We start from the raw sequence: 22,958 nt of genomic DNA, 5'->3' as shown, positions 1-22,958 counted from the left end.
ATTCCTCCAAGCCCCTCTCATTTATTATCGTGAGATTGCCCCACTCTTATTTTTTCTTGTTTTTCGCCATTGCTGATTTTTGTTGGTTCACAATTTGGCGATAGACTTGTTGAACTTTTGCTTCGCTTGGACGTTGGCCACTCGCACCTAAAAGCGTACGGACTGCTTCAATATTCAAACGTGGGTTTGATGCAAATTCTTTTTCAAATTGACGACGAAGCAAGAACATTCCTGCAACCATCCCACCAAAGAAAGCTAAAATAATCAACAAAATTCCTAAAAAGAGATTCATACAATTTTCTCCGATCCATTATTTTTACATAACTATCATTATATCAGACAATCGCTTATTTTTCAATGTCAAAGCCGTAGAGTGTCGCAAGATAATCTTCTGGTTTTTCTGCTCGACGAATCAAACGGGCCTGCCCATCTTCTTGAAGCAAAACTTCTGCCGAACGCAACTTGGCATTGTACTGATAGCCCATTGAAAATCCATGGGCTCCAGTGTCATGGATCACGAGTAAATCTCCAATCTCCGTCACGGGTAGTTCTCGTTGTTTGGCAAATTTATCGTTGTTTTCACAGAGACTTCCCACGACATCGACCACTTCAGTTGGTTCATCTGAACGATCCATATTGGTAATATGGTGATAAGCACCGTACATAGCCGGTCTAAGAAGATTCACAGCTGAAGCATCGACACCCACATAGGTCCGGTAGGTTTTCTTTTTATGAGTGACTCTTGTTACCAGGAGGCCGTGTGAAGCCAGCATAAAGCGACCAAGCTCGGTATAGATTTTCACATGACCAAGTCCTGCTGGTTTAAGAATCGCATCAAAAACGCGATGCACGCCCTCCCCAATAATGGCAATATCATTTGGTTCTTGTTCTGGCTTGTAATTGACCCCAACTCCACCAGAGAGGTTGATGAAGCCCAAGTGGACACCTGTTTTCTCGACGACTTCTACTGCTAATTCAAAAAGTTGACGCGCTAGCTCTGGATAGTAGTCGTTGGATACAGTATTAGAAGCTAATAAAGCGTGAATGCCAAACTCTTCCACACCTAGTTCTTTCAACTCGATAAAGGCTTGGATCAATTGCTCCTTGGTCATTCCAAACTTGGCTTCTTCCGGATTGTCCATAATATCGGTTCCCAGTTCAAAAACTCCACCAGGATTATAGCGGCAAGAAATGACCTTGGGAATGCTAGTCACAGACTTCAAGAAAGCAATGTCTTCATAGGCGTCCAGATTGATCGTTGCCCCTAATTCTCTAGCATAGACAAATTCATCTGCTGGCGTATTGTTAGAAGAAAACATGATCTCTTTTCCACTAAAGCCCAGTTTATCCGCCATTAACAATTCCACGTAGCTGGCGGTGTCGACACCACAGCCCTCTTCTTGCAAAATTTTTAGGATCGATGGGTTAGGAGTCGCCTTGATGGCAAAGTATTCCTTAAATCCTTCATTCCAAGCAAAAGCTTGATGGAGAGCACGAGCCGTTTCACGAATTCCTGCTTCATCATAGAGATGGAAAGGGGTCGGAAATTCTTGGGTCAGGCTTTCTAATTGTTCACGGGTTACAAAGGGTGTTTTCATAAGCGCTCATTTCTATTCTTTAGTCACTATTAGTATAGCACAAGTCGAAAGACAAAAAAAGCCGAGGCAACTGCCCCAGCTCAATCTCTCTTTGATTAGTCGTTTCTTCCGAAGATACGAAGAAGGCTGATAAAGAGGTTGATAAAGTCAAGATAAAGTTCCAAAGCCATCGCTACTGCCCAACCTGTAGCAGGTTGACCATTTGTTTGATCATAGACATAGCGAATCTTTTGGTTATCCCAAGCTGTCAATCCTGCAAAGAGGAAGACAGAGATAATACTCAAGATATAGTCCATTCCAGAACTTCTCAAGAACATGTTCACAACAGAAGCAATGATCACACCGATCAAGACTCCCATCAAGGCACGTCCCATTCCAGACAGGTCTTTTTTCACGACGCGTCCGATAGCTCCCATGACAATAAACATCAAGGCACTGACCAAGAAAGCCTTATAGACAGTTGCTTGCATGTAGCGAGCAATGATAAAGCTCAAGGTAAAGCCATTCAAAGCTGAGTAGATCAAGAAGATCGGAAGAGCAGACGGGCTATTTTTAACAGCCTTCCCACTTGCAACAAAGACCAAGATCAATTCTACAACCACTGCTGCGTAGTAAACCATTGGTGCGGTTGTCAAGATTTGTACGAAGAAGTCTTGAAAGACTGTCATCATCAGGCCAGACACAAGGGCTGAAATCCCCACACCGATCCCAACTAATGAGTAGATTTTGTTATAAAAAGCATTCAATCCACTTTGTTCTTGGATTACTGAATCATTATACATATTAACAAGTTCCTTTCAAATTTGTTTACTACGATTTTAACATTTTTCGATGAAAAAATCTCCTTTTAGCCATCTTTTTACGCCATGGTTCTGAAGCTTCTTTAACAGCCCAGTATTTATCCACCATGGTCACTACGAAGGATTCTTTGTAGCGAGGCGGAGCAAGGGTAGCTCCCCACATGTGTTTAATAATGATGTCTTCTTCCTTGGCATTGAGATCTGTGATCTTTCGTGCATTTCTCACGGCAATGCGGGGATGGATCCAGGCGTGACTTTTCGTAAACTTGGTCTCGCGCCAATCATAGTAAAAGAGGTCATGCAAGAGGCCACCCCGAGCCGTACTTTTGGCATCCCAACCAAATTTTTTAGCCAGTTTATAACTGGTATAGCTCACATGAATGGAATGCTCCAAACGATTGGAATGAATATGGTGGGGAATGTCGGCTAATTTTTGAACCTTAGGATGCTGGATCAGATGGCCCACATAGGTCATGTATTCTTTGTCACGATGATATTGCATAAGATAACCACCTTTCGTTGATAAGCTCTCCCAATAAGATCTCCATCAACTTCTTCTTACAGGTTAAGTATACTTCTTTTTCTCAAAATTTCCTTAAAGAAAACATCAAAATTCCTGCTGCCACTGCAACATTTAAACTCTCTGCCCGACCTGGCATGGGAATATGAACCAGCTGGTCTGCTTGTGCCGCCATTTCCTGGCTGATGCCATTTCCTTCATTCCCCATAACCAGGATAAACTGATCGGTCTGAGAAAGCTGACGGTAGTCAATGGAAGCTTCTGAAAGCGTCGTTGCGAGAACTGCTAGATGAGAGTGCGCAGCTCGCTCCAATAGTTCTTCTCGATCCAGTTTCCAGATAGGAATATGGAAATGACTGCCCTGCATGGATCGAAGGGTCTTGAGACTGTATAGATCAGCGGAGGCTTTCGAAAGCATGACGCCATCAAAACCTGCTGCATCTGCTGTTCGAATCATCGTCCCTACATTGCCAGGATCCTGTACATCCTCCAAATAGAGGAATCGCCCTTGTAGCTGATCCGGAAGCTCTGGCTGCTCTAGAAGAATCTCTGCGACAATCCCTTGAGGAGTCTTCGAATCTGCCAAGAGGCTTAAGATCTCCGGAGTCACGATAGTGACTTTTTGGATGTCCTCTACCCGGTCTAAATAGGCTTCTAAAACAAAGACCTGCCGAATCTTCGCATGATTTTCTACTGCCTCTTCAAACAGATGCCAGCCTTCAATGAGATAAGAATCTGTCCGGTATTTTTTTTGATGTAATTTTTTTGCATTTTTGATTACATTATTGGATTTAGACGTTATAATATTCATAGAACTATTATAGCACAAAGAAAAAGAAGAAATCATACCTCAGATAGATTTCTTCGAGTCAAGGAGGTCGCACATGCAAAAGGTAAAAATGATTGCCCAAGGACGGGTTCAAGGGGTTGGCTTTCGCTGGGGAGTCTACAGTCTTGCTTTAGAGATCGGTGGGATCACTGGCCGTGTCTGGAATAATGACGACGGAACAGTTGGCATTCTGGCACAGGCAGAGTCTAGTAGCCAAATGGCCAAATTCATCCAAGAAATTCGCAAAGGTCCTACGCCTTTTGCGCATGTGACTTATTTAGATGTTACGCTCGCAAACTTTGAAAACTATACAGACTTCAAAATTGCAAATTAAGACTAGAGAACTATTGTGTATTTTCAAAAAAAACAGTAGAATAGAAAGGTAACATTAAAAAAAAGAAGGAACTATTTGTGAAAAAAAATAAACTTGCATTACTTGCATCGATGGGACTAGCTTCGCTTGTCTTCTTATCAGGATGCGTGAGTGTCGATCGGAAAACTGGAAATCCGACTGGATTGATCTGGAATCTTCTTGGCCGTCCAATGGGCGAAGCCATCAAATTCTTTGCCAACAACCTTGGCTTAGGCTTTGGGATCGGGATTATTATCGTCACCTTGATCGTACGGTTAATCATCTTGCCACTTGGTTTGTACCAATCATGGAAGGCAACCTACCAATCTGAAAAGATGAACTACTTAAAACCTATCCTTGGGCCAATCCAAGAGCGCATGAAGAACGCTAGCACACAAGAAGAAAAGCTATTGGCGCAACAGGAATTAATGGCTGCTCAACGTGAAAATGGAGTTAGCATGTTTGGTGGAGTTGGGTGTTTGCCACTCTTGATCCAAATGCCATTCTTCTCAGCTCTCTTCTTTGCAGCTCAGCACACCAAAGGGGTAGCAGATAGTAGCTTCCTTGGCATTGCTCTCGGCAAACCAAGCTTGCTCTTGACAGCGATCGTAGCAGTTCTTTACTATATCCAAAGTATGCTTTCTCTTCATGGAATTGAAGATGAAACCCAAAAGGAAAGCATGCGCAAAGCATCACTGATGAGTCCGATTATGATCGGTGTCTTCTCATTGATCTCCTCAGCCGGAGTGACTCTTTACTGGGTAGTCGGTGGGGTGATCCAAATTATCCAACAATTTGTCATCAACTACTTGATTCGTCCAAATCTTCGCAAACGAGTCGCTGAGGAATACAAAAACAATCCTCCTAAAGCGACTAGTCACCGCGTGAAAAAAGATGTCACACCTACTGCAACGACACAAATCCAACACAAACCAAAAAACAACCGCAATGCAGGAAAACAACGCAATAGAAAGTAGTACAAACTACTAATTCTAGCGGTATACAGTAGCACTTGAACCCAAGGTTCAAGTGCTTTTTTTGATATCGTTCAGTCAGCAAAGAATTTTCACTCTCACAAAAAGATTAAGAGCACAAAAAAACAAGCCCTCTTGGAGGGCTTGCGTTTTATAGTTACGCTGTTTTTTCTACGTTCAAAATTTTCACTTGGTAGCTTCCAGCTGGTGTCTCAACAGTGACAACGTCACCTGTCTTCTTACCAATCAAAGCGTGACCGATTGGGCTTTCGTTAGAAATCTTTCCTGCAAAGGCATCTGCCCCTGCTGAACCAACGATGCTGTATACTTCTTCATCTGTTTCGCCAACTTCTTGAACTGTAACGGTTTTTCCGATCGCTACTTCGTCTACTGCAACAGCGTCACTATCGACGATTTCTGCATAACGGATTTTTGTTTCCAAGCTAGAGATTTGACCTTCAACAAAAGCTTGTTCATCTTTTGCCGCTTCATACTCAGAGTTTTCTGAGAGGTCACCATATGAACGAGCGATCTTAATCCGTTCCACCACTTCAGGCCGACGGACCAATTTCAATTCTTCTAATTCTTGTTCCAATTTTTCTTTTTCTGCTAGGGTCATTGGGTATGTTTTTTCTGCCATTATTCTTCTCTTTCTATTATTTGAATGAAAAAGCTGTGGACGCGCCACATGCTTTTTCTAGTTTGAACTTGCTTGTGTCAATTTACTATTGACGTGTTCTTCAACATTTTTATTGTGTTCTTCGTATGTCTTAGCGAAGAAAACTTCACCATTTTCGACATTTGCGACAAAATACAAGTAATCGGTCTTACTTGGGTTCACCGCCGCTTCGATCGCTGATACTCCAGGGTTATCCACTGGGCCAGGCATCAAGCCGGTATTCTTATAAATATTATAAGGTGAATCCAGCTCTGTATTGATCGTTGCATCTTCTTTTAAGGTCGTCTTTTGACCAAGTTTCCCTTCTGCATAAAGAATTGCAATATTACTTTGCAAAGGCATGTCTTGGTTCAAGCGGTTATAGAAGACACTCGCGATATCTTTGCGGTCCTGATCCGTCGCCCCTTCTTTTTCAACCAAGGAAGCAAGAGTCAATACTTCGTTTACATTGATGTTCTTGCTCTCAAGTGTTTCATAGTATGGGCTTAAGTTTTGATCCATTGCCGCAAGCATCTGATCGATCATCTCTTTCACTGTGGTATCTTTCCCATAGTTATAAGTTGCTGGGAAGAGATAACCTTCTAAACGGTAGCGAACACCAGAATCCTTACTTGGCAGATTCGCCAAGAGCTTAGGATATTTGGCCACCATCTTCTCAATAAAGGCATCGTCTTGGACAGCCTTCAAGAAATCTTCTTTCTTAAATGGAGTCTTGCCTGCCTTCTTAGTGGAGACATTGGTGGTGATAGCCGTCGCAATCTGATCGATCGTATAACCTTCTGGAATCGTGACCTTTCCAAGAACTGGAGCCTGAGGAGTTTTGGTTCCCTCTTCTTGCAGTTTTTGGATGATGGTTTCTAGATCCATGCTCTTTTGCAAATTGAAATAACCAGATTTGAAATTGCTATAGTTCTTGAACTTGGTATAGTAGTTAAAGAACTGACCATTTTTCACGAGTCCTTTTTTCTCAAGGATCGCGCCAATCTCACGATTACTTGAACCTGCTGGAATCTCAACCGTTACGAATTCTGTTGCATTTTTATCCATCGGCTTGACAGCTGAATGGATATAGGTCACAGCAAAGATCCCTGTAGCTACGATCACAATCAGCAAAAGGCTGACTACTGTCCGCACAATTCGTTTAGCGATTTTATTTTGTTTCTTTTGTTTTTGTTGGCGCTGGTTACGAGAAGAGCGCGATAAGCTTTCCTCTACCGGTTCCTGACTTGGTTCTTTTTTAGCAGGCTTTGTAAGCTCACTCTTTTCTTCCACAGCAGGAGTCGCCTTTACCGGCTCCACTGGTTCTTCTTTGGGAGCCAACGCAGATTCTTCTACTTTTGGAGGTAGTGTTGCTTCTTCCTCCTCTTTCAGTGAAGAAGGGGTTTCAATACTTCGATCAGGTAGATCATACTCTTTTTCGATTTTTAGAAGTTGCTCATTGGCCTCTTCTAAGTCTCTGAGGATCTGCTCTTTGAAGCTTAATAACTTCTCACTGTCTTGTGATTTATCAGTCAAATAATTGACCTCCCTCATCATAATCCTTAATATTATATCTTAAAAGATTTAGAAAAGCAATACAAATCGCCTTTCTTCTTTAAAATACCTATTTAATCAAGTTTTTCATTTTCCCAGACCAGATTGTACCAAACTTCACCCGCATATTGGGATTCTGACCGGCCTTCATTGGTAAATCCTTGCTTTTCATAATAAGGAATCAAATAATCATGACAGGTCAAATTGATCCCTTGGCGATTATCTTTCAACACAATCTCTTTCATCGCTTCAAGCAAAAGGGTTCCCACTCCAAGTCCTTGAGCTTCTTTAGCAATGGATAGACTCGTAATGGAAATAAAGCCCTGTTCTAACTGACTTAGATCTTCAACCTCTGAAAAAGAGGAATCGATCAAATAGCGCTCCGGTCTAACAGGTCCTTCTAAATAGCCTAAAATCTGACCCTGGCACTCTGCTACAAGAAATGTCGTTTGAATCTTTTCGATGTGATCTTTTAAAATCTCACGCGCAATCGCTTCTTCTTCTGAGAAATTCTCAAGCTCAATGCGCTCGATGGCATCCAAATCCTGCAGCTCTGCCTGTCTAATGTGAATCTTTTCTTTCATCATTTACTCCTTCTATCGTTCCCAAACCATATGGACACCTCGATCAGACTCAGCTTCATCTCGAAATCCTTGCTGGGAAAAATAAGATAGTAAGTCTTCTGGGCAATCGATCCAAATGGCTTCCTTTTCCTTTTGAACAGCTAGATCCTTTAAAGCAGCGATCAAAATAGAACCATAGCCTTGACCTTGAAAGGCTGGTCTCACTGCTAGTCGCAATACAATTAGGTCTCCTTTTAAAGGCTGGTCTTCTGTCGCAAACAAGTAAGCCACAGCATCCCCCGCCTGCTCTGCAAGCAAAGAAATGGCTTCCTTCGAACCTAGCGCTTCCTCAAGAGTGGCCTTGTGCTTCTTTTCTTCATTGTCATGAAGTTCTTCTTCTAGCAACAGCAACTGTTCTTGATCAGCTGGGGTGATTGATCGAATCATCATCCTGCTTTCCTCATCTCATACTCCTTCAGTGGACAGATAAATTTAAGTCTGGAACCAATCGATTCCAGACTCAATCATCTCTTATTGTACACTATGTGTCAAACTAGATAATAAACGCTCAAATGAGTATTCATAGGTTTGAATATCTCCTGCTCCCATAAAGACATAGACCGCATTTTCATGGTCAAGAAGAGGAGAAACATTCTCAGCTGTAATAATCGCTGAACGTTTGACAATTTTTGCTTCCAAATCTTCAACTTTCACATCGCCGTGATCGACTTCCCGTGCAGAACCATAGATCTGTGCCAAGTAAACAGCATCTGCTTGATTCAAGGCTTCTGCAAATTCATCTAACAAGGCAATGGTCCGTGTAAAGGTATGTGGTTGGAAAATGGCCACAATCTCTTTACTTGGGTATTTTTGACGGGCCGCATCCAAGGTTGCAATAATTTCCGTTGGATGGTGCGCAAAGTCATCGATGATCACTGTTCCATTGACTACTTTTTCAGTAAAGCGACGTTTCACGCCAGCAAAGGTCTTCAATTGCTCGCGGACTAAATCTAAATCAAATCCTGCAATGTAAAGCAAACCAATGACTGCTGTAGCATTCATGATATTGTGGCGACCAAAAGTTGGGATATGGAATTGCCCCAAATCTTCTCCACGGAAATGAACGTTGAAGGTTGAACCAGTCGTTGAACGAAGCAAGTTGCTTGCCACAAAATCGTTCGTCTCCTTATCAAAACCATAGTAATAAATTGGTGCTGATGAGGTAATCCGACGCAATTCTTTGTCTTCTCCGTAGATGAAGAGGCCTTTGCTGATTTGTTTGGCATAATCGTTAAAGGCATTAAAGACATCTTCCAAGCTCGTGAAATAGTCTGGATGGTCAAAGTCAATATTGGTGATGATGCTGTATTCAGGATGGTAAGGCATAAAGTGGCGTTCATACTCATCTGATTCAAAGACAAAGTATTTGGCTGCTGCAGAGCCACGACCTGTCCCGTCACCAATCAAATAACTGGTATCAGTGATATTTGATAAGACGTGAGAAAGCATCCCTGTTGTTGAGGTTTTTCCGTGTGCTCCGGCAACCCCCATGCTGACGAAGTCACGCATAAATTCACCAAGGAATTCATGGTAGCGTTTATAGGTTAGGCCATGCTCATCTGCATAAGCGATTTCCACATTGTTATCTGGACGGAAAGCATTCCCGGCAATGAGGATCTTGTCGCCTTCCAAATTTTTAACATCAAATGGATAAATTTGAATTCCTGCTTGTTCCAAGCCACGTTGCGTAAAGTAATACTTCTCAACATCTGACCCTTGAACAGTATGTCCCATTTGGTGAAGCATGAGGGCTAAAGCACTCATCCCTGCTCCTTTAATTCCAATAAAATGGTATGTGTTAGACATGTTTTCTCCTTATTCTTGATCTAGATGGGTTAAATCCAATTCTTGTTTGATTGGCTGTGGTTTCAACTTGTGTTGATCTTTATTGTATATTTGGCTAGTCTTTAAGAAATCATAATTGTTTTTCTTTTCAGTCGGTTCTGCCACTTCTGGTTCTCCTGCAGATTCGAACTCTGCAAGGATCAACTGATCTTGTCGCAATCGTTTGCTATATTTCAATAATTCACCCGGATTTTCCTTTTGGAAGGGAGCTGTTGGCTGGCCAGGTTTCCGTTCTGAAACAAACGGTTTTTTCCGCTTACTTGTAGTAGCTGCTGGATCCGTTGTCAGATAGGGGGCTGTGCGTTTCTTTTTCAGATCTTCACGCGCACGCTCTCTCGCTTCCTCTGCATAACGATTGGCTGGGCTTTTTTTATCAATCGGCTCTTTAAAATCAGGTTTTCTTACTGGCCGTCTTTTCGGTAGGGGCTCTTCTAATGGTTGGTGGTAAGGATGCTTAGGTTTGGTATTTTCAGCAATCGGTTGCCATTCCAAATAATTTTTATCCACATAGTCGCCTGTAATGTTACTAATCAAGTCTGTTTCATCATACAGGTTCATGTGGGGCATCTCTGTTAACATCAACTCATTATCCCCTACTTGAGGAAAATATTTTTCTGTCATGCTTTCTTCCTTTCGACACTCCATTAATTATAAACTATTCACAGAATTTTTCAAGCTATTCTGACTGAATTCCAAGAATCTCACGAATTTCCTCAACCGATAAACTAGATCGTGTTTCCGTTCCGTCTAAAATCGTTGAGACCAAGTGTCTTTTGGAAGCTTGTAGTTCTTGGATTTTTTCTTCGATCGTACCACGAGTAATCATGCGGTAAACTTCAACATTTTGTTCCTGTCCCATTCGATGGGCACGTCCAATAGCCTGGTCTTCCACTGCAGGATTCCACCACAAATCGACTAAGATGACCGTATCGGCACCAGTAAGGTTCAATCCAACCCCTCCAGCCTTCAGAGAAATGAGAAAAGCATGGCGCTCACCTGCATTAAAAGCATTGGTCATTTCTTGTCGATCTTTAGCGGGAGTAGAACCTGTGATTTTAAAGGAGGTCATGCCAAGCTGGTCAATCTCCTGCTCTAGGATATCCAGCATGCCTCTAAATTGAGAGAAGATCAAAACCCGGTGTTCGCCATCCTTGATTTGACCCAAAAGATCTCGAAGGCTCTCCAATTTCCCACTATCTCCCTGATAGTCTTCCATAAAGAGGGCGGGGGTATCACAGATTTGGCGAAGGCGCATGAGACCCGAGAGAATTTCCACCTTACTCCGATTTAGTTCTTCCTCGCTAGAGCTTCGAACCCGATCTTGAATTTGTTTTAATTGAGCCAAATAGATCGTTTTTTGGCTTTCATCCAACTCATTGTGGTAGGTTGTTTCAATCAAGTCCGGTAATTCTTGGAGCACTTCATCTTTTTTCCGTCTCATGACAAAAGGTTTGACAAATCGTGCAATGGTCTCAGGACTCAATTTTTGAAATTCTCTTTTAGCTGGGAAGAGCCCTGGAAGGACAATTTGGAAAATGGACCAGAGTTCACCCACATGATTTTCAATCGGTGTCCCAGATAGGGCAAACACATGCGGAACCTCAAAGCCACGTAAGTGTTGGGCAATCTTGGTTTGGGCATTTTTCATGACCTGGGCTTCATCTAGAATCAAGTACTCATACTGATTCTTCTGGTATTCCTCCACATCTTGACGAAAAGACGCGTAACTAGTGATAACTACCTGTGGATTGGTTGCGATGAGTTCATCTCGGTGCTGCTTGAGACCATAGACGACTGCCACTTCCATCTGAGGAGCGAATTTTGAAAATTCTTGTTTCCAATTGTAAATGAGACTAGATGGAGCTAGAATCAAGATTTTAGTTTCTTTTTTTGCGACACTGGTCAAGAAGGAAATGGTCTGCAGGGTTTTCCCAAGCCCCATATCATCCGCTAAAATACCACCAAAACCATAATGATTTAACATGGAGAACCATTTGACCCCTGTTTCTTGGTAATCCCTTAGGGTCGCTTGGATTGTCATCTGAGGGAGTTGGAAGTCTTCTGGATGAGTCAAATCATGAGCTAAATTTCGAAATTCTTCTGAAAAATGAACATTGTCTTGATCTGCCAACAAATCAGATAGCTGATAAGCAGCAATCCGGCGGGCTTGTAGTTTCCCACCCTTGCTCATTTTCGCCCGCAGATCTGCTAAGGCTCGACTGATCTTCTTGGTTTCTTCATCAAAAACAAGAACCTTCCCTGTATGGCTGACAAAATAGTCTTTTTGCCCTACTAGAGCTTTGAGGACCTGGTCCACTTCGGCTGGATCCACACTTTCAAAGTCAAAACCGATCTCCAGTAGACTGCCATTGGTTTTAACATCAATTTTTGGACGCTCCACTTGATAAAGATCTAAAAGGCTATCAGAGAGGGTAACCTCTCCTAAGGCTTCAAAAGTCGGGATCTGTTGGTGAAAGAATGGATAGATTTGCTCACTTGATAAAGGACTTCTTTGGGAAGAAAAGTCGTCTGTAAAACCTGCTACTAGCATGGTTGAAAAGACTTCTTGCTCCTTATCGAAATCACTAGAATAAGGAAGATTGAGAAGTTCCTCACGCGTGGTCACCACACGATCCTGGTATTGAAAGACAACATCCAGTAATACAGTCTGATCCTGTGCTAGATCAAAATGAAATTCCGGAGTGAAATCGTGGATTAAAAAGCTGGTCGGGGCTGTTATTTGTCCCAGTTTTTTGAACTCTTTTAAACTATAGGAAAGCTTTGTTTGGTCCGTTGGATCAAAATGCAGGCGTTTTTTTCGATCTTGATCCATTGGTAAGTCTTGAATCGCCTTCCATAAGGTCCGCTGTTGGGGCGTCAGGTGATAGAAGACACCATTTCGAAACAGGTAAACAGCAGACTCGACAACCTTCACTTGTGGCTCAGTAATGATCAATTCGTAAAAATCACCATGGTCTTCCACCTGAAAATGAAAGAGATCTTCCTCCCCATGGACATCCTGAAAATAGACTTCAGAAAAATCATACAAGCTGTATTGCAAGAGGAAGGAATCCAAATTCATTAGTAATTCTACAGCTTCTTCAAAGAGAGTCGGTGGAAAATAAAGATGGCGCCCAGCATTGGGAAAGAAATCTTGCTCTTTCGAGCCACTATCTGTGACCAAGCCTTGTAGGAAATTGATCACATCCTGACTAGGTCCATCAAATTCTAAGTAAGAAATAGGTTCATAGTAACTTTTGCCAATTGCAAAGTGGCCTTCTTTCTGAAGGGTCTGCAAAAAAGCTAGCACATCTCTGATCACATAAGAACGCTCGTCTGGCAAGCGACGAATGCGAAGGGTCCACAAGAATTGACCAGAGTATTCATCCTCCTGCCCAACGGCTGATAAGACATAGCGGGTTTCTTTCTTTTCGATTTTTGGAAGGACCTGGTCTAAAAACAAACTTCCAAAAGAGACCTTTTCCTGCGTTTGTTCAGTCACCGTGGCGTCTTCTTCAAGGCTTGCAAGAGCAGCTTTCCCACTGTCATCATTCTTCAAAAAAGCTTCTACAGCTGCCAGATGCGTACAGAATTTTTTCTTTTGAAAGAAAGCACAGCTACAAAAAACGGCATCGTCATCCAAACTGTAACGCAAGCTTTCTTCTTCCACCCGAAAATACAGGTATTTTTCTTTTACTTCCTGAAGGGAAACTTTCCCAGCTTCATAGAGAAGGCTCCCTTGTGAACGAACCTTCCCAGGAATTAATTTTGCCATGTTTACCACCTTAGATTAATCCCTTTATTATACCATATTTAAGATAAAATTAGAAAAGATAATTTTACTATTAAAAGGATTTTAACTTACTTTTAGAAAAAAACTGAGACAGTCTTGTCCCAGCTTTTCACCTGATTTCGTAACAGAGTTACCTCAATCAGCTATCCATGATTTTTCTCTTTTAACTGTTTGAGCGAACATTAGACAGAATAGGTAAATAGAGAGGAGAAAGATCCCGATAGCCCACAGAAAAAGACAAAAAACACGACCTATTGTTTAATAAAATCCCCAACAATAGGATCAAGAGCTCCAAGCTTACGATCGAACCGAGAAACAAGAGATACAGATAGATTTTAAATAATAAGTATACAAACCTAAAGCTCTCATGATCTTCATGAGTTTACTCTACTCATCCTTAAAAAAAGCATAAGGAATATAGAATATCCGGACTATGAAACTATGCATCTGACTATCCTCCACTTCATTTTACCAGCTTATTAAAAAAAGCAACGCTTTTGCGCTACTTTTAGTTGTTTTCATAGTTGGAAGAATGAGCGTTTTATCATTTGAAATATCCTTCTCCACTTTGATCCATTTGTCTCATATTCCCTACTTCCGTTTTCGCGCAATCAAATGGATTGGAGTTCCTTCAAAAACAAAGGCCTTGCGAATTTGGTTCTCCAAGAAACGGAGGTATGAGAAGTGCATCAGTTCTTCTTCGTTAACAAAGACCACAAAAGTTGGCGGCTTGGTTGCCACTTGTGTCGCATAGAAGATCTTGAGACGTTTTCCTTTGTCGGTCGGCGTTGGATTAATGGCAATGGCATCCATAATCACATCGTTCAAGACAGCTGAAGGAATCCGTGTATTTTGACTCTCACTGATCTGTTTGATCATCTCTGGCAACTTGTGCAAGCGTTGTTTGGTTAAGGCAGAGACAAAAACAATCGGCGCATAAGAAAGGTATTGGAATTGATCGCGAATGTCATCTTCCCACTGCTTCATGGTATGGTTGTCTTTTTCAATGGTATCCCATTTGTTGACAACAATGATCATACCTTTACCAGCTTCATGAGCAAAGCCAGCGATCCGCTTGTCATACTCCCGAATCCCTTCTTCGGCATTAATGACCATCAAAACCACATCTGAACGGTCGATGGCACGCATGGCACGCATGACAGAATATTTCTCTGTGTTTTCATAGATTTTACCAGATTTGCGCATACCAGCTGTATCGATCATGGTAAATTCTTGGCCATCTGCATCGGTAAAATGGGTATCGATGGCATCCCGTGTGGTTCCAGCAACAGGGCTTGCGATGACCCGGTCTTCTCCAAGGATCGCATTGATCAAGCTTGATTTCCCAACATTTGGACGACCAATCAAGCTAAATTTGATGATATCTGGATTTTCTTCTTCTGTGTCATTCGGAAGATTTTCGATGATGGCATCGAGAACATCCCCAGTTCCGATCCCGTGGACAGAGGATACCGGTAGTGGCTCGCCCAGTCCTAAGGCATAAAAGTCATAGATATCATTGCGCATCTCTGGGTTATCCACCTTGTTGACTGCAAGAATCACCGGTTTATGGGTCTTATACAAGATACGAGTGACATATTCATCCGCATCCGTGATCCCTTCTTTTCCAGAAACAACAAAGACGATCACATCTGCTTCGTCCATGGCGATTTCTGCTTGATGCTTGATTTGCTCCATAAATGGGGCATCTACGTCATCAATCCCCCCTGTATCAATGATACTAAATTTTCGATTCAACCACTCAGCTGTTGCATAAATGCGGTCACGAGTGACTCCTTCTACATCCTCAACGATGGAAATCCGCTCACCGGCAATCCGGTTAAAGAGCGTCGATTTTCCGACATTGGGACGGCCTACAATCGCAATAGTTGGTAGGGCCATGATTTCCTCTTTTCTAATGAAAGGCGAGATTTCGGTTCAAGAACGCCTCTCTTCATTTCATAATAGTTTGTGTTTTTCTAGTAGTTTTTTGGTCTCTTCTTGTTCAGGTTGACCAAATTGAGCTGCAAGGCGCTCGCTCCAACTGTCCGTTGCACGCGCTCCAGCATAATCTGCCTGAACCTTGTCATAGGCAGTCACAACTGATGGGTCTTGTTCTTGGTATTCTTCTTCAAAAGCAACCTGTTCCAATGGCAAACGTGGTTTCACTGCATGCTGCTGATTAGGTACTCCAAGAGCAATCCCAAAAACAGGGTAGGTATAGTCTGGCAGACGGAAGAGTTCTGCGACTTCTTCTGAACAGTAGCGCAACATGCCGATAATCACTCCACCATAGCCAAGACTTTCAGCTGCCAATAGCGTATTTTGAGCTGCTAGAGCCGCATCCACTGAGGTGATCAGTAAGTTGTCCACCCCTTCAGGATGGAAATCCCGCTCATGAAGTTTGACAGCTTTTTCAGCACGGTTTAAATCCCCAACAAAGAGGAGAAAGACGGCTGATTGGCGAATTGCTTCTTGAGGAAGCAAGTCATATAGAGCTTCTTTCTTTTCCTTGCTTTTGACCACAATCACAGAATAAGACTGAAAGTTTTTCCAACTTGATGCCATCTGCCCAGCTGATAAAATTTCCTTGAGGTCAGCTTCTTTGATGGCTTCTTCCTTAAAACGGCGAACAGAAAAATGAGATTTCATTAAACGGATGGTTTCATTCATCGGCGATTGACTCCTTCCAGATGGATTTCCTTGGCTAAAAATTTCACGCGCTCCATGACCCGTTTGGCCTGCCAGGTTTCATCTCCATTACGCGAAGCTGCAAAATGACGTTCCAACTCTTCAAAATTAAAGTTAGAAGTAAAGAAGGTTGGGAGATTTTCCTGCATTCGGTGCTGCAAAATCACTTGTAAGATTTCATCTCGCACCCAGGCTGACATCTGTTCCGCACCGATATCATCGAGAATTAAAATTTCGGCTTTTTTCACCTGATCGACGGTTTCTTTGACCAAGCCTGAACTGATGGCATTTTTAACATCGATAGCAAAACTTGGAAAATGAAGTAGGGTAGTAGAGGCCTGGCGTTTTTCGGATAAATCATGAGCCAAGGCTGCCATCATGTAGCTCTTTCCTACTCCGAAATCACCATAGAGGTAGATCCCCTTTTGATATTCAGGATAGTTGGCCACAAAATTAGCTAATTCTTCAAAGGCCTCAAATCGCCCCTTATCATCGAGTTCCACCTTGGCTAGACTCGCTTCTTTCAAGGTTGAAGGGAGATTGATCAAGTTGAGACGTTGGTTGATCGCAGCTCGTTTTTGGGCTTCGATTAACTCTGGCGTTTCCTCATAAGCGACATCCGCATAGCCTTCATTCATGGTGAGGATGGGCTTATAACCTTTGGCAATATAATCCGGATCTCCCAATAAGAAACGGTTGCGTTCACTAATGTATTGATTAAATTTTGAAATACTCCGTCGAATTTCTTGTTCAGACAAAGACTGGTCCTTGATAAAGGCAGCCACTTCTTGGTCTGCCAAGATCTGTGCGACCAAATCCTCATAGTTAAATTGACGCGCACGGTTCATGTGAGACATGGTTTGACCTACACTTTCCATCTACTCACCTCCTTGATTCAGTTTTTCTAATAGGCGTTGTTTCTCTTTAGCAAGATCCACCTTTTCTGCTTGACTGGTTTGATTTTGATAGTTTGGTTGGCTCCACTTGGGAACATTGCTGTTCTTGCCCTTGGCTGATGTAGGACTCGTCCCCTTGTTTCCTTGAGCTTTAGCTTGTTCCTGGCGTTCTCGAACTTTTAAAATCGCTAGTTCTGCACTGTTGACCCCTTGATAAGAAAAATCATTTCCCACCTTCAAAGCATACTTTTCATTGAGATTAGCAGACTGGGTCTTATTAAAGGTCAACAATAAGATGATATTGATCACCTCATCTAATAAGCCTAGATCAGCTAACTTGGATAAAGTCTTGCGTTCGCTCTGCGTAATGGTCGCATTGCGCGCCTTCTTAATCTCCGCTAGAAATTGTAGGCTGGATTTTGCCTTAGCTTCCCTCAGAATGGTTTCTTCCTGACGGCTATAGGACATGCGTGGTTGCTCTTGGCTCGCCTGAGCCAACTTTTGCTTCATTCTCTTTGGAGAGACAATCCGGTCTACAGCCGTTTCTTTTGCTAGGAGATAGGTTTCATACCAGGTCCATTGTTGTTCTTCTGCGATGGCAAAGAGGGCTAGGGTTGCTTCTCCTTCATCCGCAAAACGAAGTCCATCACGCCCCATAATTCGCTTAAACATCTCCATATCAAACTGCTGTTTCTTACTTGGAAGAACGGTCGCCTCCCCAGCATCTAGTCCAAAGACTTGCGAGAAGGAAACTTGCCGTCTAGTCCCTAAAGAGCGTGCTGGGAGCAGATCCTCCACGGCCTTTTCCCCAATTTTCTTTTCAAGCAAGCGTTTGAAAACAGCATTCGAAAAAAATTGTTCTGCCTCAAGAGGAGCATGTAACTGAATGGTGATCCCAACTTCTTCCTCATAGAGATCGAGCAAACCCATGGCAATTAAACGATCAAAGGCTAGTAGCAATTGTGAAAATCCTATATTCAAATGATTGAGGATTTGAGCCAGTAAATATTGTTTTTCACCCTGATCATAAGAGGCCAGCAGATAACGATAAACCGTTACCGTTTCCACCTCCAAAATAGGCAGGTAATACTGCTCCAATGCAGCCCCTGCCGGTGGAAGAAGATTATTTTTTAAAAATGCGAAAGGCGTATTGGGCTTCATCTATTTTTCCTTTTTCTTCTTGGTTCCCTTCGTAATTTGTTTCAAGAGGGTCTCTAACTCACCGACATCCTTGAAACTCCGGTAAACACTAGCAAAACGGACATAGGTGATCTCATCTAGATCTGCTAACTCATCCATGACCAACGAACCAATATACTCACTGTTGATTTCATTATCACTTTGGCTGCGAACCTTTTGTTCAATCCGGTTTACAATTTCTTCGATTTCGTCACTAGAAACAGGCCGTTTTTGAGCTGAGCGGATAATACCATTAAAGATTTTATCACGAGAAAATTGCTCGCGTGTCCCATCCTTTTTGACGACCACTAGAGTCCGCTCTTCCACTCGTTCGTAGGTAGTAAAGCGATAATGGCATTCTTCGCATTCCCTGCGACGACGGATGGTGTTCCCATCTTCAGCTTGTCGACTATCCACCACACTAGACTTACTTCCACCACATTTTGGACAACGCATTTGCTACCTCCTTAAACTGTTTTAACACTTCATTTTACCATAAATTGAATCGTAAAGAAAGCAGAAGAACAGGAGAATCCCCTATGCTTGCTCCTCATTGATCCATAAAAAAGAGTCGAAGGACGATTGAATAAAATCGTTTTCCTTTCGACTCTCCATTTATATTAAAGTGATAATTCAGCTTCTAAGCCATAGTGATCACTGACATGGGGTTTGTTTTGATCATCAAAAATGACATGTAGACGCTGGATGTCCCATTCTGGACTTGCAAAGACGTAATCGATTCGCAATGGAACTTGATTATCCGTCCAGCCATCGATTCCAGGACCTACAGTATAAGTCCCCTTTGTTTCTTTGGCTTCGATAAAACTATCTTGAAGTTTTAGCGAACTGGATAGAATCGTTTCATACCCTTCTTGACCAGCAGGATTATTGAAATCACCAGCTAGAATAAAAGGTTTGCCTACTTGGCTGAAGTAGTTCTCAATGCGTGGCCACTCAAATTGGAAACCTTTGTCCCACCAAGAAAGATGGACGCTGGCAACAGCAATCTCTTTGCCATCTACACTTGTATGGGCAACGGCTACTCGACGAGTATGGTAGTCCGTTGGATCATCCATATTGGATACCAAAATCTCATCTGCCTTCAAGGGTTGACGCGAAAGAACGGCCACACCCTCATTGAGGTGATCATAGCCAATATGGTTGTAGGCCCAAGTCCAATAATAGTGGAGTCCATGAGCAGCTAACTCTTCTACCAATACGCGAACAAAGTGGTCCTTGTGAATGGCTACAGATGATGGCAAAGCTTGATAATACTCATCTGTTTCGACTGTTTCTGAGGCCATTTCTTGATTGACCTCTTGGAAACAGATCACATCATATTGCGCTTCTAAAATTTGTTCCTTGAGGGTTTCAAATTTTTGCTGAGCATTCTCTTCCATCCAACTATGGGAATTTAATGTTAAAAATTTCATCCCCTGATTTCTCCTTCTCTCCAAATCAAGAAACGGCAAGAGGCCGGGTGCACTGCCCCAACCTCATTTTCTTTGCCGACGTCTCTTATAATTCTACTGTTGCAACTGGCGCATTTGCTGCCAATTTACCAGTATGTTCGACCTTAACGGATTTAATCGCATCTGCATTTGTGAAGACAACAATTGTTGAAGTTTCACGACCAGCTGCACGGATTGCATCAAGGTCTGCTTCCACCAAGAGGTCTCCAGCAGCCACTGTTTGACCTTCAGAAACTTTAACCTCAAATGGTTTTCCTTCAAGACTAACAGTATCTAGACCGATGTGAACCAAGACTTCCAAACCATTATCAGTTACCAAACCAAGGGCATGTTTGGTTGGGAAGACACTAGTAACTTTACCAGCAACTGGTGAAACGATGTGGCCATTTTCAGGCTCAACTGCAAATCCGTCTCCCATCATTTTTTGTGAGAATACAGGATCTTTCACATCTTCGATGTTAATCACTTCACCATCTGCAACAGAGTGCACTTCATCAGTTACCCCTTTAAAGGTTGCTTCAGCTTTTTGAACTGCCGTCATTTGGCTAGGAAGTGTTTCAGGAATGACTTCACCTGAATCAAGAACGTCTTGGATATCAGATTTCAACACGTCAGCTTTAGGTCCGTAGATCGCTTGGACACCTTGTCCTTTCATGACAAGACCCATAGCACCTTCAGCTTTCCATTGTTCTTCTGTTCCGACTTTTTCAGCGTCCTTAACGGTTACACGAAGACGAGTCATACATGCGTCAACGTCTACGATATTGGCACGTCCACCAAGAAGGTTGATGATGTTAATGACTTGTGAGCTTGCTGAGCTTGTAGCAGCACCTGCTGCTGCACCATCTCCCGCAGGGGCATCATCATTTTGTTCATAGTTACCGTTACGTCCTGGAGTTGCATAATTGAATTTCTTAATCATGAAGTTAGCAATGAAGTACATGATAAAGGCAAAGAGGACTGTTACCCATACAAAGTTAAAGATATCTAATGCCAAACCAGCGTTGATGGCCATTGGGGTACGTGTCAAAAACTCGATTGAACCGAATGAGTGGACACGAAGGTGAACCAAGTCAGCCATTGCAAAGGCAGCTCCTTGAACAAAGGCATAGATTAGGTATAAAGGTGTTGCAATGAACATGAACATGTATTCAATTGGTTCAGTAACACCTGTCAAGAATGTAGCAAGGGCAGTTGCAAAAAGCATCCCTTTGTATTTTTCTTTCTTATCTGGGTCCACATTGCGATAGATAGCAACCACAACCCCCATCAAGATACCAAATGATCCAATCATTTGACCAACTTTGAAACGAGCTGGTGTGTACGCATGAAGCAAGTGTTGGTATTGGCTAGGATCTGCCTTCTTCAAGTTAACAAGGTCTGTTACCCAAGCTAACCAAAGTGGATCTTGTCCAAATACAGTTGTTCCTTTGGCAGCACCTGTAAGAACTTGGTAGCTACCACCCAATTGAGTATAGTTGATTGGAATGGTCAACATGTGGTGAAGACCAAACGGCAAGAGAAGACGTTCCAAGGTACCAAACAAGAATGGTGCCAATACTGGAGCTGTTGATTGTGAGTTGGCGATCCAGACACCGAATCCATTGATTCCTGATTGAACCACTGGCCACAAGGCTGCCAAAACCAAGGCTGTAAGAGCTGAACGAACGATAACAACGAATGGGACAAAGCGCTTCCCGTTAAAGAAAGAAAGGGCTTCTGGAAGTTTACGGTAGTTATAGTATTTATTGAAAGCAGTTGCTCCAACAAAACCTGAGATAATCCCTACAAACACCCCCATATTAAGTGCCGGTGCTTCAAGGACACTAATGAAGTAGTCTGCAACTTTAATTGATCCACCTAAGATCGTATGAACGGTAGCATCCTTATCGGCCAACATTGCAGATGTCACTCCGAAAACTGCACCGGTAATACGGTTAATCAAGATGAAAGAGAGACCAGCCGCAAAGGCACCCCCAGCACGCTCTTTGGCCCAGCTACCACCGATAGCGAGTGCAAAGAGGATGTGAAGGTTACCGATAACCCCCCAACCGATTTGTTCGAGAATCCCACCTGTAATAACAAGTGGAGATAAATTCGGGTTGATCATAGGGATTGATTTCCCGATTGAAATCATCAACCCAGCAGCTGGCATGACAGCGATAACGACCATCAAGGCCTTACCAAACTTCTGCCAGAATTCAAAGCTAAATAAACTTTTGAATGATCCTTTATTCATCATTCAACCTCCTTATATTGTTTAAGGCTTTTGTTTTTAAGAAAACGTTTGCGCTTAATTTGCTTCTAGTATACCACATTTTAAAAATTTGTAAAGCCTTACATTCATTTTTTCTCCAAATTTTATCTTTTTTTATCTTTTTTAAGCCAAATCCTTTTTAAAACCCATCCTTTTTAAACGCAAACGTTTCCCTTGAACATAAAAACATTCGAACCCTTTAAGGATTCGAATGTTTCATTCTAGTTCGTCTTGCATGGCATAGCCAATCCCACGAACGGTCTTAATATAGCTTTTTTGACCGGGTAGATCAATTTTCCCACGGAGATAACGGATATAAACGTCAACAATATTGGTCTCCCCCGTACTCTCGTACTTCCAGACACTTTCCAACAACTGATCTCGTGTCACCACCCCTTTGCTTCCCATCAGAGTCGCTAAGAGATCATACTCTCTGCGGGTTAAACTAATCATGTCTTTCCCACGATAGACGGTATGGTGTTCCACATCAATGCGCAAATTGCGGTATGATGTTGGGATTTTCATCTGGCTACAATGTTGGTCAATATAATCACGTCCTCTAAAAATGGCTGTGATCTTATCTACCAAATCGCTGATAATAAAGGGTTTAACCATATAGGAAACGGCAAAGCGCTGAATACTCTCTTTGTGCTCAGCAATTTTTTCGCGGCTATCCAACACAATCAAAACAGAAGCTGGGCGAATCCGACTGATTTCCTCTGCGAATGTTTCACCAGACATATCTGACAAATCGTAATTAAACAAGATCAGATCATATTTGGTCGCAGCAATCAAGGCCAGACCCGCTTTTCCATCCTCGACCACATCAACTTGATACCCTTCTTTTTGAAGTTCCAAATCAATGAAGCGCGCGATTTGCTTCTCATTTTCTACTAGTAGAACTCGTTTGACCATAG

General features: G+C 42.5%; 22 protein-coding genes. 2 read left to right on the top strand and 20 right to left on the bottom strand.

Annotated elements, in window-relative coordinates:
- Positions 1–46: 46 nt before the first annotated feature.
- The 5 genes from QM870_RS03575 to QM870_RS03555 all read right to left on the bottom strand — a co-directional run bounded on the left by QM870_RS03575 (position 47) and on the right by QM870_RS03555 (position 3,729).
- Entirely contained in the window at positions 47–292 is a 246-nt protein-coding gene (locus QM870_RS03575; protein WP_031575486.1) for a YneF family protein, read from the bottom strand.
- A 55-nt stretch (positions 293–347) separates the two neighbouring features.
- Positions 348–1,598, bottom strand: coding sequence for a diaminopimelate decarboxylase (locus tag QM870_RS03570; protein ID WP_049482903.1), 1,251 nt, complete (start codon positions 1,596–1,598; stop codon positions 348–350).
- A 95-nt stretch (positions 1,599–1,693) separates the two neighbouring features.
- Positions 1,694–2,380 (bottom strand): Bax inhibitor-1/YccA family protein, encoded by a 687-nt coding sequence (locus tag QM870_RS03565; protein WP_003008369.1) that lies wholly within the window; start codon positions 2,378–2,380, stop codon positions 1,694–1,696.
- A 28-nt stretch (positions 2,381–2,408) separates the two neighbouring features.
- On the bottom strand, positions 2,409–2,900 hold the full coding sequence (locus QM870_RS03560) for an HDIG domain-containing metalloprotein (RefSeq protein ID WP_003005617.1): 492 nt from the start codon (positions 2,898–2,900) through the stop codon (positions 2,409–2,411).
- Between the two features lie 82 nt (positions 2,901–2,982).
- A complete protein-coding gene (locus tag QM870_RS03555; protein ID WP_049523730.1) occupies positions 2,983–3,729 on the bottom strand; it encodes a TrmH family RNA methyltransferase in 747 nt (248 codons plus the stop codon).
- A 73-nt stretch (positions 3,730–3,802) separates the two neighbouring features.
- Here QM870_RS03555 and QM870_RS03550 point away from each other — a divergent pair, with 73 nt between their 5' ends.
- Positions 3,803–4,081, top strand: a complete 279-nt coding sequence (locus QM870_RS03550) for an acylphosphatase (RefSeq protein ID WP_023918900.1) — start codon at positions 3,803–3,805, stop codon at positions 4,079–4,081.
- A 77-nt stretch (positions 4,082–4,158) separates the two neighbouring features.
- Entirely contained in the window at positions 4,159–5,076 is a 918-nt protein-coding gene (yidC, locus tag QM870_RS03545) for a membrane protein insertase YidC (RefSeq protein WP_003008377.1), read from the top strand.
- Between the two features lie 154 nt (positions 5,077–5,230).
- Here yidC and greA read toward each other — a convergent pair whose 3' ends face one another.
- The 15 genes from greA to QM870_RS03470 form a co-directional block, all read right to left on the bottom strand.
- The gene (greA, locus tag QM870_RS03540) at positions 5,231–5,713 is read right to left on the bottom strand and encodes a transcription elongation factor GreA (protein ID WP_003005389.1); all 483 of its coding nucleotides are present in this window, start codon (positions 5,711–5,713) and stop codon (positions 5,231–5,233) included.
- A 57-nt stretch (positions 5,714–5,770) separates the two neighbouring features.
- Positions 5,771–7,300, bottom strand: coding sequence for an endolytic transglycosylase MltG (mltG, locus tag QM870_RS03535; protein ID WP_457853204.1), 1,530 nt, complete (start codon positions 7,298–7,300; stop codon positions 5,771–5,773).
- Between the two features lie 59 nt (positions 7,301–7,359).
- On the bottom strand, positions 7,360–7,869 hold the full coding sequence (locus QM870_RS03530) for a GNAT family N-acetyltransferase (protein ID WP_201088018.1): 510 nt from the start codon (positions 7,867–7,869) through the stop codon (positions 7,360–7,362).
- A 12-nt stretch (positions 7,870–7,881) separates the two neighbouring features.
- On the bottom strand, positions 7,882–8,298 hold the full coding sequence (locus QM870_RS03525; RefSeq protein WP_302692439.1) for a GNAT family N-acetyltransferase: 417 nt from the start codon (positions 8,296–8,298) through the stop codon (positions 7,882–7,884).
- 81 nt (positions 8,299–8,379) lie between these two features.
- Positions 8,380–9,714: a UDP-N-acetylmuramate--L-alanine ligase gene (gene murC, locus QM870_RS03520; protein ID WP_003008389.1), complete on the bottom strand. Its 1,335-nt coding sequence runs from the start codon at positions 9,712–9,714 to the stop codon at positions 8,380–8,382.
- Positions 9,715–9,723: 9 nt separating this feature from the next.
- Entirely contained in the window at positions 9,724–10,374 is a 651-nt protein-coding gene (locus QM870_RS03515; RefSeq protein WP_118227888.1) for a cystathionine gamma-synthase, read from the bottom strand.
- 55 nt (positions 10,375–10,429) lie between these two features.
- On the bottom strand, positions 10,430–13,528 hold the full coding sequence (locus tag QM870_RS03510; RefSeq protein ID WP_414368640.1) for a DEAD/DEAH box helicase: 3,099 nt from the start codon (positions 13,526–13,528) through the stop codon (positions 10,430–10,432).
- Between the two features lie 609 nt (positions 13,529–14,137).
- Positions 14,138–15,448, bottom strand: coding sequence for a ribosome biogenesis GTPase Der (gene der / locus QM870_RS03505; RefSeq protein WP_031575509.1), 1,311 nt, complete (start codon positions 15,446–15,448; stop codon positions 14,138–14,140).
- Between the two features lie 57 nt (positions 15,449–15,505).
- Positions 15,506–16,219 (bottom strand): nitroreductase family protein, encoded by a 714-nt coding sequence (locus QM870_RS03500; protein WP_272143940.1) that lies wholly within the window; start codon positions 16,217–16,219, stop codon positions 15,506–15,508.
- On the bottom strand, positions 16,216–17,115 hold the full coding sequence (dnaI, locus tag QM870_RS03495; protein WP_003008404.1) for a primosomal protein DnaI: 900 nt from the start codon (positions 17,113–17,115) through the stop codon (positions 16,216–16,218). The genes QM870_RS03500 and dnaI overlap by 4 nt, the downstream gene beginning before the upstream one ends.
- On the bottom strand, positions 17,116–18,294 hold the full coding sequence (locus QM870_RS03490) for a replication initiation and membrane attachment family protein (RefSeq protein WP_414368638.1): 1,179 nt from the start codon (positions 18,292–18,294) through the stop codon (positions 17,116–17,118).
- Positions 18,295–18,768 (bottom strand): transcriptional regulator NrdR, encoded by a 474-nt coding sequence (gene nrdR / locus QM870_RS03485; RefSeq protein ID WP_003005476.1) that lies wholly within the window; start codon positions 18,766–18,768, stop codon positions 18,295–18,297. It abuts the gene before it with no gap.
- 164 nt (positions 18,769–18,932) lie between these two features.
- Positions 18,933–19,745: an endonuclease/exonuclease/phosphatase family protein gene (locus QM870_RS03480; protein WP_049474028.1), complete on the bottom strand. Its 813-nt coding sequence runs from the start codon at positions 19,743–19,745 to the stop codon at positions 18,933–18,935.
- Between the two features lie 85 nt (positions 19,746–19,830).
- Positions 19,831–22,023 carry a PTS transporter subunit IIBC gene (locus QM870_RS03475; RefSeq protein WP_037608409.1) on the bottom strand — a complete coding sequence of 731 codons (2,193 nt, stop codon included), beginning with the start codon at positions 22,021–22,023 and terminating at the stop codon, positions 19,831–19,833.
- A 234-nt stretch (positions 22,024–22,257) separates the two neighbouring features.
- On the bottom strand, positions 22,258–22,956 hold the full coding sequence (locus QM870_RS03470) for a response regulator transcription factor (protein ID WP_003005592.1): 699 nt from the start codon (positions 22,954–22,956) through the stop codon (positions 22,258–22,260).
- Positions 22,957–22,958 lie beyond the last annotated feature (2 nt).

The organism is Streptococcus parasanguinis, assembly GCF_047463195.1.
Taxonomy (GTDB): Bacteria; Bacillota; Bacilli; order Lactobacillales; family Streptococcaceae; genus Streptococcus; species Streptococcus parasanguinis_R.
This window is presented reverse-complemented; position numbering and strand designations above follow the sequence as displayed.